Origin of the sequence: Fodinibius roseus (assembly GCF_900129315.1) — a bacterium.
Classification (GTDB): Bacteria; Bacteroidota; Rhodothermia; order Balneolales; family Balneolaceae; genus Fodinibius; species Fodinibius roseus.
Map to the genome: position 1 here is coordinate 276,716 of NZ_FQUS01000002.1, position 13,200 is coordinate 289,915.

The window sequence follows — 13,200 nt, forward strand, 5'->3', positions numbered from 1 at the left end:
AGTAAAAAGAGTATAACGTAATACTCCGTGATAAAAGGGATATATTCAATGCTGTCATCGTTCTGATTCTTTATGTCTGAGTTGGCCAATCTTTAATGGTTTCTTTACATAAAGGTGATTAGAGAATAACAGCTTTTTAGCAAGTTGTACCGTTTATTTAAACTGCTTGCTTGATAAACGCTCCAAAGCGGAAATCCTCTCGGGGAAAATACAGCGGGAAGGTCGGTTCCAAGCTGGAAACATGACGATAAAAGTACGCTCTTAAACTAAACTTTTAAAAAAGGTCGATGATGAAAAAAAAGGATACACGTACATGTACATATCTATATAAGTGGATGACCAGACTTGCCTTGGCAGGTATGTTATTTGGTTTGCCGGCGTTGCCGGTGAAGGGACAAAATACAGGGGAAACGGTGACGGGGACCGTAGTGGATGCCGAGAATAATGAAACCCTTCCGGGGGTCAATATTTTGGTCAAGGGAACGACCACCGGAACGTCGACGGGAGGGGACGGTACTTTTGAGCTTTCGGTTCCCTCCTTGGAGGATACCCTTGTTGCCTCGTTCATCGGCTATCAGACGCAGGAAATTCCCATAAACGGCCGGACCGAAATAGATATAGCACTGGTCGGTCAGGCGATTATGGGTGAAGAAATGGTGGTTGTAGGCTTCGGTACTCAGCGAAGGGAAGACGTAACGGGCGCTGTCAGTTCGGTTTCAGCCCGTGATTTCGAGGAGCGTCCGATGACCAACACCGAACTGGGAATGCAGGGATTGAGTCCCGGCTTAAGCATACAGTACGAGGGGGGACAACCCGGGGAAGAAAATGCCGTGGCGCGGATCCGTGGGACCGGTACGCTGAATAACCCGAACCCGCTGGTGCTTGTGGACGGGGTGGAACAGTCGCTTTCTACGGTGGAATCTTCTAATATTGAATCGATCAGTGTATTGAAAGATGCGGCTTCTGCCGCTATTTATGGATCGCGGGCGGCAAACGGAGTCATATTGGTTACCACCAAACGAGGTGCCGAATCAGGGGTTACCGTAAGTTACAACGCCCACGTCGGCGTGCAGGATCTGCTTTTTTTTCCGCCGGGGGCCTCTAAGGAAGATTGGATGATGCTGAGGAACGAAGCAGATGCAGCAACAGGAGCAGATCCGATTTTTACCGAGGAATATCAGAAAAATGTTCTTGCGGGAACGAACCCGCTGGAGTATCCTTTTGCCGACTTTGAGGGTGGCGTTTTCCGCGACTATTCATTGGAGCATAGTAATGCTCTCTCTGTATCCACGGGGGGCGAGACGGGAAGATTATATGCGGCTGTCAGTCATGATGATACGGATGGAATCATGCGAAATTTTAACAGCAAAAAAACGTCACTGCGGTTGAACAGCGATCTGTTTGTGACGGATGATTTAACGGTTAAAGCTAATATGCTTTACAGGAACCGGGATGTCAGTGGTCCGGGATTCAGGCCCCAGCGGATTATGCAGGCCCTTTTGCATATGAATCGCGATATGATTATGAGTTATCCGGACGGCCGGGAGGCAACCGGTGATCTGATCGGGGGCACATGGAATCCGTTTGTCATGGGAAATTCCGGTGAGACAAACAGGGCGAGCAACGATATCGTTGCTACAGCCGGAGTTGAATACGAGATCAATGAGATGTTTTCACTTGAAGGAGATCTTACGCTGAACCGGACCAGTACTGAAGAGAATATTTTCCGGGATGATAAAAGCAACATGATCCATCCCCTCACTGGTGAAACAGTCGCTGCCAGCAGCTGGTTTTCCACAAACACCTTGAATGAAGGTCGGTATAATCGCAATGAACTGAGTCAGAGGGCATTGCTGCGGTATACGGATGATTTCGGGGATCACAGTTTGAATGGGATGGTTGGGTATGAAGAAATTTATACCCAGGCTACACAGGCATCTGCAGCGCGTTCCGATTTTTTCAATGATGATCTTCGATCCCTGAATGCAGGTGATTCCGGTACGGAACTGACGTGTGGACAATTTAATGATCCGGGCGAATTTACCAATGGTTGTTTTAATGACGAGTGGAGAATACGATCTTTCTTTGGACGTATGAACTATTCATATGAGGACCGCTATTCGTTCCAGGCTAATGTGCGATACGACGGATCATCGAGATTTGCGGAGGGCAACAGGTGGGGCTTCTTTCCATCGTTCTCCGGCGGCTGGAGAATCTCCAGCGAAGAGTTTATGCAGGATGTGGATTGGTTAAGCAACCTGAGAATTCGAGCTTCATGGGGACAATTAGGTAACGAGCGGCAGGGTTCCAATGAGAGAACCGGCCTTTATTCCTATTTGAATACGTATAACCTGGGACTTTCCTACCAGTTCGACGACGAGGTCGTACCGGCTGCTGCCGTCACTTCGGCCGGTAACACGGATATCGCCTGGGAAACCACGACGATGACGAATATTGGTCTGGACTTGGGGTTGATGGATGACAGAATAGAGGTCATAGGCGAGTATTTCTGGAACTATACCAGCGATATTCTGCTGCAGCTGCCCATTCCTGCTACGGTGGGTAAAAGTGCTCCCTACCAGAATGCAGCGGATGTTTCCAATAACGGGTGGGAGCTGGCGGTTAATTACAACAGCGCTGCCGGCTCCGGGGAGCTGGAGTATTCCGTCGGCATAAATTTCTCGGATGTCGTTAATACGATCGAGGATCTTAATGATCAGGGTCCTTTCTACCCCGATGGATTTACTGTTTGGACTGAAGGCGAGTCCATTAATTCATTGCGTGGATATGCTTCCCCGGGAATTTACCGCACGCAGGAAGATCTTGACAATTATCCCACTACCTACAGCCCGGAAGTGACTATCGGAGATGTTATTTATGAAGATCTGGATGGAGACGGTGCGCTCAGTACCGCATTATATCCTGACGGCGACCATATTATTATAGCCAATGAAGACCCAAGGTATGAGTTTGGTGTGAATTTCGACGCTTCGTATCGCGGGTTCGATTTCAAAATGTTCTGGCAGGGGGTCTTACAGCAGTACCATATGCTGGACGGTGCCATCATCGAAGGTCCGAACAATCAAAATTATATTGCCCAAAAGTACGTCGAGGAACGATACCATCCTGAAAAGAATCCCGGTGGTAAGTGGCCGAGAGTAATGACAGGTTCGCAAAACTGGAACAGGCGGGGATCTGAATTCTGGCTGGAGGATACCAAATATGCACGATTAAAAAATATTCAGCTCGGCTATTCCATCCCCCAGCAATTCATACAGCGATTCCGGATTTATGTCTCGGGGACAAACCTGGTTACCATAACTCCCACCGACCTTATGGACCCGGAAGTCCCGAGGGGACGAAATCAGTTTTATCCTCATACGAAATCAGTCTCGCTGGGTGTCAATGTCACGTTTTAATTTTTTAATGTTTAAATGTAAATGGAAATTGTTATGAAAAAGCTTATAATATTAAGTATAATGATGGTTGCCGTTATTCTCACTGGATGTGATGGCCTGGATGTCACTCCGGCCGATACGGTAACAGAAGGTTCGTACTGGCAGCGGGCCAGTGATGCGGAGATTGCCGTCAATGCTGTTTATGCAGAGATGGACGGCCGCACCTTTGGTCTGGATAACCGGACCGATATAGCCTATTCTCAACTTACTCCGCTTGTCCCGTCAAACGGTACGGTGGAAGGCTATTGGAACAGGTATTACAGGGGTATTTTCAAAGCCAATGATGTGATTACCAACATCGGGGAGGTCGAGTTTGGTAATACGGATCTGCTGGAGAGGGTGGAGGCGGAGGCGCGGTTTCTCCGGGCCTATTACTATACCCAGCTTACCAGTTTATGGGGAGCGGTCCCTTTAATTTTGGAACCCATTGACATCAATGATCACGTAGCCCGGACCGATCGTGATGAGATTGTTGATTTTATTATTGACGAGTTGGATGCGATCATCACCACGGAGGCTCTGCCCGTGAGTTACGGCAGCGGGAATGTCGGCCGGGCAACCCATGGCGCTGCCGAGTCGCTGAAGGCGAGAGCTGCGTTGCGCAACGAACGGTGGGAGATCGCCCGCGATGCGGCGCAATCGGTCATAGAAAGTGGTGTTTATGACCTCTATCCCAACTATGAAGAGCTGTTCCATTATGAAGGTCAGAACTCTTCAGAGGTAATTTTTGACAGGCAGTATACTTCTACCGGGGACAGCTATGATGCTTTTGGGATCTCTGCCGCATCCATTGGAGGCGGCTCGGGCATAGAGCCTGCCCATGGCCTCTATCGGAAGTACCGGCTTGATGAAGGGGAATATGATATCAGTGAATTTAACAGCCGTGAAGAGGCCTATGAAAACATGGATCCCCGCTGGAATTATTCGGTTTATTATACCGGACAGCCCATCGGTAACAGCACCTACGACTCCAGTCCCGACAGTCCGACTCCTGATCGTGTTAATGTCACAGAGAGAGCCACCGAACTTGGGTACAATATGAAGAAGTATATTGACTATGAAGATGATATAGACAGCCCTTCGACGGGATCCATTAACATGATTCACATCCGGTATGCCGATATCCTGCTGATGTATGCTGAAGCAAAAGTTCAGCTCGGCGAGATTGATCAATCAGTTTACGATGCAATTAATGAAGTGCGTGAACGTCCCACAGTTGAACTGGACCCCATCAATGCAACAACACATCCGGATGCAGAGAGCCTGATGGAGTACCTGATGGATGAGCGCGCCCGGGAATTTGCACTGGAAGGATTGCGACTCTTTGACATCATGCGATGGGGAATCGGTGAACAGGTAGCCGGGCCCGTTCGCGGTGCTCATTTTGAAAATTCGGAAGGAGAGGTTTATTTACAGGACGTCGGGTATTCGAGAAACTTCAGCGAACATCACCATCTGTGGCCCATACCGCAGGCCGAAATTAATTCCAATGATTCTATTTCTGAAAATAATCCCGGATACTAACTGCAACGTTGCCGTTAACGCGTTTCACAGAGAACTTATAAACAATATTTCAGGTCCCGCCGAAAACCGGGGCCTGAAATTGCTGTACTCATAACAAGACGCTGAAAAAAGCTATCGGTTGTTGCTGCCCGTAAACGCGTGAGATCAACTTGTATTTTAACCGCTCAACGCGTTATTTATACATGATAAGGGACAATTTGGAACACTTTATTTTTTGCTATGAAAACAAGCCGACGAGCATTTCCGGAAAAAACTATGTTGGGAGCAGCAGGTGGAATGGCTGCTCCTTTTTTAAATGCTAACAGGGAAAGTAAAAGGCAGAAAAAGGAGGGGACCAGAAACAAGATCGGGGTATCTTTCGATTCTTTTTGGCAGTTTAACGGGCCCAAGGAGGAGACCTTCATCGAGTATGAACGGGTGGCTGAAATATTCAGGGCGGTCGATTACCGGGGATATATTTCCCTGGAATTTGAAGGACAGCAAAACCCGCAGGTGGCGGTGCCCAAAAGCCTGGACCTGCTCCGTGAAGCGTTTACATGGACCTGAGCCGAGAAGTAGGTTCCCTGCCATTTTTGATTCGTCATCCCAGCTGGAGTGCAGGACCAGCGGAGCTGATGCATAAACAACACGCATGGTATCACCTCCGACATAGATCAAGCAAATCAGCAAAGCTGATGGGTGAAAAACGACCGGCGACGTTTTTGGGTTCCGTTTTTGCGTTGCTTCAAAAATGGAACATAAAACATGAGTAATTTGATCACTAATTATTTAGGAGTGGCTGTAACAGAAACCGGCATAAGTAATTGAAGAAAAAGTAAGTTTTATGTTTCATTATCGAAACAAAAATATTATATAGTGCTTTTGTTATGAAGTCTTAGTGGGGCATCCCTGAGACTCATTACATTGTAAAACTTCTTAATCAACAAATGGATGGCAACCATGGGAGAAAAAGGTATGAACAGGAAAAAATTTATAAAAGGTGCGCTTGGCACACTTGGTGCTCTTACTATTGTGCCGCGACACGTGTTGGGCGGCAGAGGCTATACGGCACCGAGTGACCAGCTTACCAAAGCGGTTATCGGGGTCGGTATGATGGGCAAAGGGCACCTGAATTATCCGGGAGCCCGGCTTGTGGCGGTCTGTGACGTGGATGAGAATCATCTGCAGGAGGCCCTGAATCTGACGGACTCAAATGTCAGGGGCTATTCCGATTACCGGGAAGTCCTGCAGCAGGATGATATAGATATCGTGCATATCGCCACGCCACCGCACTGGCACGGCATTATGGCGGCGGATGCGGCGGAAGCGGGCAAGGATGTCTGGTGCGAAAAGCCGATGACACGAACAATCGGCGAAGGTGAAAAGGTAGTGGAAGCGGTGCAGCGGAACGGCAGTATCTTTCGGCTGAATACCTGGTTCCGGTTTGAAGATGTTTTCTATGGCATGGGGACGCCGGTCAAGCCGATCAAGAAGCTGGTAGAGAACGGTGTCTTCGGGTGGCCGCTCAAGGTGACCATCAGCGAGACGACCGGCTTCAACTGGAAGTTTAACTGGAGCGGGCTGACGAACCTGGAGCCGCAGTGGATTCCCGAGGCACTGGATTATGACATGTGGCTGGGTCCGGCGCCCCGAAAACCGTATAACGAACACCGCACGCATGTGACCTTCCGGGGCTACTGGGATTACGACGGCGGGGGACTGGGCGACATGGGCCAGCACTACCTTGACCCGGTTCAGTATATTTTAAGCAAGGATCATACCAGTCCCATTAGCGTAGAGGCGGACGCCCCCCAACAGCACCCCGATGCCGTCAGCTCCTGGCGAAGAATTGAGATGAAGTATGAGGACGGCTGCCGGATTATCCTCGATGGCGAGAACAAGGATACCGATGCCGCCTTCATCGAGGGACCGGAGGGCAAGCTGTACCGGGGATTTCAATCCGATATACCCAATATCCGTAAACTGGCGGACAGCCTGCCCGATCCGGATCCACAGGTGACGGACTTTAGCAAGGCGGTCAGAAACAGGCAGACGTTTGCTTTGAATGAAGCCAATGGCCACCGTTCCTGCACACTGGTAAACCTGGGGAAAGCTGCATTGCGACTGGGAAGAAAACTGGAATTTGACCCTGAAACCCAGCGTTTTATCGGCGACGAGGCCGCTAATCGCTTGATTAACCAGCCGATGCGCGGGCAGTGGCATATATAGCTTGCGTTCGCCAGTCCGCTCACCGGCCTTCGGCTCACCAGGGCAAAATCTTGAATTACACAGCACAAAAAAAGTAGCAGTAATGGAAGATGGAGTTACAGGCTCCCGTTTTTCATCTGAACACAACTTAATGAGTAATTTTATGCGTTTTAGACACTTTACATTGGTCGCCTTTGCTTTGGTTCTCGTTTCCTGCTCTTCCACCAGGGAAATGCCTCAGCAACAACAAACCTATGAACCCGCATCTTCTACAGCTAAAGTAACGAGCCGCATTACTGATCTCCCGGCCGTTGATCAGGCTGAAAGGGAATGGATTTTCAGCGAGCTGGTGGCGGCAGGACCTTCGGGAATAAATGCACTGACGGAAATGCTGGTAGCCCCGGGCAGCGGTGACGATACGCAGGCCCGATTCGCCGTCAACGGAATATCAAAATATGTTTCTCGCGCCGGTGCGGAATCCGAACGGGCCATGGTTGAGAAAGTCCTCATTGATGAGTTACAGTCCCATCGCCATCCCCTGGTAAAGGTTTTTTTGATGGAGCAGCTGGAGCTGATCGGAAGTAACGAGTCCATCCCGGCGTTGCAGTCATTCATCGGAGACGACCGCCTGAACGAATCGGCCGTGCATGCGCTCCGGGCGATCAATACAAACCGTGCCCGCCAGGTACTGGCGGAGGGAATATCGGCTACGGAGGGAGAGAAGCGTATTGCCGTGATCAAAGCACTGGGGGACATGAAGGCGTCGGATGTTACGGGATCCCTGCTACCCCTGGCTACTTCCGATGACCCGATGACCCGGAAGGTGGTCCTGTACGCATTAGCCCGGAGTGGGGAGCCGGAAGCCGGGGAGGTGCTGTCTTCGGCACTGGATACCGGTGAAGGATACCAGCAAGAAGCGGCCCGAAGGTATTATCTGTTGTATGCAGGGCGACTGGCGGAAGAGGGGAATACAAGCCAGAGTGCCGACATCAGCCGCAATATTCTATCCGGTGATTTTTCATCGGAAGCCCGAAGCTCGGCCTTATCGATACTGGTCGGCCACGAAGGTGAAGAAGCGCTCGATGATCTGGTTGAAGCCGCCGAAAGTTCAGATGCACGGCTTCGTTCAACGGCTCTTAGCCTGCTCGGGCAACATGCGGGCTGGCAAGTACCGGAGCGCTGGACTACAGCTTCGGCATTGGATGAGCTGTCCCCCGCTGTACAGGCAGATATTATTGATATGTTGGGGCGCAGCGGGCGGGCTTCCGTTTCGACGCTGCGGCCTTTTCTGGAAAGCAATGAGCTTTCGGTTCGGATAGCTGCTGCTCGGGCAACGGCCGCTGCCGGGGGAGAAGAAGCGCTGCCTGTTTTACTGGAGGCATTAACCGAAGCTGAGCAGCCTGAAGAAATAGCCGCCCTGAAAAATGCCCTGCTGCGGCTTCCCACGGAGTCCCTCGTTTCAGAAGCAGCAGATCTGCTGCCGTCGCCCTCGGGATCCGCAAGGATCGCTCTTATCGAAATATTGGCGGAACGGCGGGCGGACCAGCATCTTGATACCGTGCTGGATCAGCTTGACGGTTCGGATGCACCGGTGCGATTGGCCGTATTTCAGTCCCTCAGGGGGTTGGCCGATCCCGACGACCTGCCTCAATTGGCCCGCCTGTTGTCGGAAGCTCAAAATGAAAATGAGCGCTCGGCTCTGCAGGAAGCGGTATTAGCGGTTTCGGAGGAAATCCCGGAACCGGAAAAACGTGCCCGGGCGGTCCTGCAGGCTCTGGAGGAAGCCCCGAATCGCCAGAAACCGTATCTGCTGGAACTCCTTCCCGAGATGGGGGGTGAGAAAGCCCTTGAGGCGGTGGTTGCAGCGTCCCGAAGCTCTAACGATTCTATTCAACAGGCGGCCTTGCGGGCCCTCTCCGACTGGCCGGATGCTTTGGCACTGTCCCCGTTGGCAGAGGCTTTCCAAAACGCACCGGAATCCGGACGAAGTGACATTCTGGAAGGCTATATCCGCCTGGTACAGCAGTCAAAATACAGCGCAGCAGACAAAGTTCAGTTTCTGAAGGATATGTTAGATGAGTCCACCTCCGGTGAAGAAAAGCTGCGGGTGCTGAGCGGATTTGCGGCGCTGGAGTCCCCGGAAGCGCTGAGAGCGGTTGCGGCTCATTTTAATGACGAAAATGTGGCTGTGCGGGAACGCTCACTCCGATCGGTAGCGCAAATACTTTCGGCCTCGACTGAAGATACCGGCCGGGAACTTGCACTGATAGCAGCGACTACAAGCCCGGAACATAAAGAGAAAATCGAACAGTATATACAGGAGCTGGAATCCGCCGGTGATGAAACGGACATTTTTACCACGTTATTTAACGGGGAGGATCTGACCGGCTGGGTTGGTGATATGGAATCGTATGCCGTCAGCAATGGACAGATTATCAGTAAGGATGGGGCTACAGGCAATCTGTTTACCGAGGATGAATACAGTAACTTTATTCTGAAGTTCGATTTTAAACTGACCGCCGGAGCCAATAACGGGCTGGCCATACGTGCACCGCTGGACAGCCACCCGGCGTATGAGGCCATGGAGCTTCAGATCATTGACAACACGGCTGAAAAATATAAGGATCTGGAACCCTACCAGTTCCACGGGTCGATCTACGGGGTAGCGCCTGCCCAGCGGGGTCATTTGAACCCGGTCGGAGAGTGGAACACCCAGGAAGTGATTGCCGACGGCTCCCACATTACGGTCAGGGTAAATGGTCAAACCATCACCGATGTGGATCTTGCCGATATTGATACGTCCAACACCATGGATGGACGAGATCATCCCGGCTTGCTTAATGAAAGCGGTCATATCGGCTTTTTGGGACACGGCGACGAGGTTGCCTTCAGGGACATCAGAATACAGGATCTCGACGTCTACTACCCGGACTACAGCTCGGATTCCGGGAACGGAGACGGGATGAACGAGCCGCCGGAAGGTTTTAAGGCTCTCTTCAACGGCGAGAATCTGGAAGGCTGGAAAGGAGTGGTAGGCAATCCCAAAACGCGGGCGGAAATGACAGAAGAAGAACTGGCTCAGAAGCAGAAAGAGGCAAATACCGAGATGCGAGAGCACTGGTCAGTGCGGGATGGCGTGCTCTCTTTCGACGGCGAAGGCCACAGTGTGGCAACGGACAAGAAGTACAGGGATTTTGAGATGATGCTCGACTGGAAAATTGAGCCGGGCGGCGACAGCGGCGTATATCTCCGGGAAACGCCCCAGGTTCAGATTTGGGATATTACCGAATGGCCCCAGGGATCCGGCGGATTGTATAATAACAAGGAACATCCCAGTAAGCCTTTGGTCCCGGCCGACAACGCCATTGGTGAGTGGAATAACATGCACATTCGGATGGTGGGTGAGAAAGTGACCGTTCACCTGAATAGCGAACTGGTTGTGGATAATGTAGTATTGGAGAATTTCTGGGACCGGGATGAGCCGGTTTATTCGGAGGGCGCTATTGATTTGCAGGCGCATAATACGCCCCTCTATTTCAAAAATATTTTTATCCGTGAAATACCACGCAAAGTATCTCTTTTTAACGGCGAGAATCTTTCCGGCTGGGAACGCGTGGGTGAGGATACCGGGCAATGGCATGCCGATGACGGGCTCCTTTATACGGAAGGCGGCGGGGGATGGCTGTCAACGACTGAAACCTACGACAATTTTAAGTTGGAATTTGAGTATCGCCTCCCGGAAGGGGGCAACAGCGGAGTGTTTCTGCGCGCCCCCCGCGAGGGCAATCCCGCCTATGAAGGAATGGAAATACAGCTGCTGGACGACAATGCCGAGCAGTATGCGGACCTGCAGCCGTGGCAATATACCGGCAGTATCTATGATGTCAAGGCGCCCTCCGGGGAAGCAAGTAAAAAAGCCGGAGAGTGGCAGAAAATGGAAATTACAGCGGATGGTTCTGAAGTGAAGGTGCGGCTGAATGGTGAGACGGTTGTAAGTACCGACCTGGTTAATTATATGGATCGGGTGGAGGAGCATCCCGGTCTGAAACGCAGGTCAGGATATATCGGCCTCCAAAACCATAACTCGCGGGTTGAATTTCGAAATATTAATATTACAGAGATCAAGTAATTCGGAGGTAGCTGTTATCATGTTATCACTTAAAAAGCTGAGTTTTATATCGTTTGTGTTATTTGTAACAGCTGGCGTAACAGCCCTGCAGGCTCAGATTCCGGGGAGTGAGGCCGCGGGTCGGTGGGATATTACCATTGCGACAGCCAGCGGCGAACAACCCGCATGGCTGGAGATCGAAACCTCGGGCGTCAGTGCCCTGGTCGGCCGGTACGTGGGCCCCTCGGGAAGTGCACGTCCCATTTCGCAAATTACCTATTCCGGGGACGAGGAAACCTATGAGTTCAGTATTCCCCCGCAGTGGAGCAAGGGAGCGGATCTGCATGTTGAATTCACCCTTGAGGGGGAACAACTAAAGGGCCGGACTACGGGTTCGGGAGGCAATACCCTGGAATGGACCGGCGTGCGGGCCCCCGCCTTGGAAGGCGAAGAGGAGCCGGAATGGGGGGAGCCAGTACCGCTGCTGGATAAGGAGCTGTCGAAATGGATGATCCCGGAAAACAGCCAGTTTGAGATGGAAAATGGCGTTATGGTCAATCAAAAATCAGGGGGCAACCTGATTACCAAAGACGCGTTCGATGATTTTAAACTTCACGTGGAGTTCCGTTATCCGGAAGGAAGCAACAGCGGTATTTACCTGAGGGGACGTTATGAAGTACAGATTATTGACAGTTACGGCATGGAGCCCGATAGTCATCTGCTGGGGGGCATCTATGGCTTTATTGACCCCAGCGTGAATGCGGCGAAAGAAGCGGGTGAGTGGCAGAGCTATGATATCACACTGACCGGACGAATGGTTACGGTTGAGCTGAATGGGAGAGAAGTGATCTGTGACCGTCCCATTCCCGGTATTACGGGCGGCGCGCTCGATAGCAGGGAGGGAACGCCGGGACCCCTTATGATTCAGGGCGACCACGGGCCGGTGGAGTTTCGCAATATCACTATCACTCCGGCCGTAGACTGAGGTTAAGATTAAGGTTAAGGCTGGGGAAAGCGCAACCCTGCATAACGGCAGCTCCCAGTCACCAATAACCAATAATTCTGCACAAAATTGGATCTTTGACGGGAAATTTCGAGATCCAAATCTTCTATCCCAACTCCTCATTCCTAATCCCCCTTACCATCCTCCGCTGGCTCCGCCCCCGCCGGAGCCAAAGCCGCCCCCGCCGCTGAAGCCTCCAAAACCGCCGCCTCCGCCGGAACCGCCTCCGAAGCCGCCCCCGCCGAGCCAGATAAAACCCCCGGGTCCCAGGGTTCTGCGTCGTCCCTTACCTTTACCGCCGCCCCCGCGACGAGAGGAATAGATGACAAAAACCAGAAATAGCACAAAGATGATAAACGAAATAGTGTCATCCTCCTGCCGGGAAGAACGCTCCCCGGTCAGCTGACCGGTATACTCGCCGCTGGCGAGTTGAATCATGGCCGAGGTCGCCCGATCCAATCCGGCATAATAGTCTCCTTTTCTAAAACTCGGGGAAAGAATATCCCGGATAATGCGATTGGCCATGACATCAGGTATGGCCCCTTCCAGGCCGTAGCCCACTTCGATGCGTATTTTCCGATCATTAGGTGCGATGAGGATAAGAACCCCGTTATCCCGATCGTCTTCCCACATCTTCCATTCGTTAAACAGGGTGGTCGCGGTCTCTTCAATGGAAATGCCGTTAAGACTCTCGAGGGTTGCAATAGCAATAACAGTCGTCGTGGTATCCCGGTAATTTCGCAGCTTGGTCTCCAGCTGCTGCCGTTCACTGCTGCCCAGCATCCCGGCAAAATCGTTCACATGTCCCACCGGCTCGGAAGGAAGGTCCTGTGCTATGGCGGGGACGGTCAACCCGATGATAAAAAGTAGAGGGAGTAACAAATGGTTTAAGCGATGCATGAACAAAGGAACTGTTAGGT

General features: G+C 51.5%; 7 protein-coding genes. 6 read left to right on the forward strand and 1 reads right to left on the reverse strand.

Going from position 1 to position 13,200, the window contains the following annotated elements:
- Window positions 1–335: 335 nt before the first annotated feature.
- From BUB16_RS02965 to BUB16_RS02990, 6 genes are all read left to right on the forward strand, one after another.
- Complete coding sequence (locus BUB16_RS02965) at window positions 336–3,419, forward strand: SusC/RagA family TonB-linked outer membrane protein (protein ID WP_073059332.1); 3,084 nt, start codon at window positions 336–338, stop codon at window positions 3,417–3,419.
- A 33-nt stretch (window positions 3,420–3,452) separates the two neighbouring features.
- Window positions 3,453–4,982, forward strand: coding sequence for a RagB/SusD family nutrient uptake outer membrane protein (locus BUB16_RS02970; RefSeq protein WP_211483072.1), 1,530 nt, complete (start codon window positions 3,453–3,455; stop codon window positions 4,980–4,982).
- Window positions 4,983–5,201: 219 nt separating this feature from the next.
- Window positions 5,202–5,528, forward strand: coding sequence for a hypothetical protein (locus BUB16_RS21705; protein WP_211483073.1), 327 nt, complete (start codon window positions 5,202–5,204; stop codon window positions 5,526–5,528).
- Between the two features lie 393 nt (window positions 5,529–5,921).
- Complete coding sequence (locus tag BUB16_RS02980; protein WP_073059380.1) at window positions 5,922–7,190, forward strand: Gfo/Idh/MocA family oxidoreductase; 1,269 nt, start codon at window positions 5,922–5,924, stop codon at window positions 7,188–7,190.
- A 142-nt stretch (window positions 7,191–7,332) separates the two neighbouring features.
- Entirely contained in the window at window positions 7,333–11,298 is a 3,966-nt protein-coding gene (locus BUB16_RS02985) for a DUF1080 domain-containing protein (RefSeq protein WP_170864269.1), read from the forward strand.
- A 19-nt stretch (window positions 11,299–11,317) separates the two neighbouring features.
- The gene (locus BUB16_RS02990; RefSeq protein ID WP_073059336.1) at window positions 11,318–12,262 is read left to right on the forward strand and encodes a 3-keto-disaccharide hydrolase; all 945 of its coding nucleotides are present in this window, start codon (window positions 11,318–11,320) and stop codon (window positions 12,260–12,262) included.
- Between the two features lie 153 nt (window positions 12,263–12,415).
- Here BUB16_RS02990 and BUB16_RS02995 read toward each other — a convergent pair whose 3' ends face one another.
- Window positions 12,416–13,180, reverse strand: a complete 765-nt coding sequence (locus BUB16_RS02995) for a TPM domain-containing protein (protein WP_073059337.1) — start codon at window positions 13,178–13,180, stop codon at window positions 12,416–12,418.
- Window positions 13,181–13,200: the final 20 nt, after the last annotated feature.

Excerpts from the sequence above, each read along its gene's own strand:
- BUB16_RS02970 (WP_211483072.1), top strand. The coding sequence starts at position 3,453 with ATGAAAAAGCTTATAATATTAAGTATAATGATGGTTGCCGTTATTCTC.
- BUB16_RS02980 (WP_073059380.1), top strand. The coding sequence starts at position 5,922 with ATGGGAGAAAAAGGTATGAACAGGAAAAAATTTATAAAAGGTGCGCTT.
- BUB16_RS02985 (WP_170864269.1), top strand. The coding sequence starts at position 7,333 with ATGCGTTTTAGACACTTTACATTGGTCGCCTTTGCTTTGGTTCTCGTT.
- BUB16_RS02965 (WP_073059332.1), top strand. The coding sequence starts at position 336 with ATGACCAGACTTGCCTTGGCAGGTATGTTATTTGGTTTGCCGGCGTTG.
- BUB16_RS21705 (WP_211483073.1), top strand. The coding sequence starts at position 5,202 with ATGAAAACAAGCCGACGAGCATTTCCGGAAAAAACTATGTTGGGAGCA.
- BUB16_RS02990 (WP_073059336.1), top strand. The coding sequence starts at position 11,318 with ATGTTATCACTTAAAAAGCTGAGTTTTATATCGTTTGTGTTATTTGTA.
- BUB16_RS02995 (WP_073059337.1), bottom strand. The coding sequence starts at position 13,180 with ATGCATCGCTTAAACCATTTGTTACTCCCTCTACTTTTTATCATCGGG.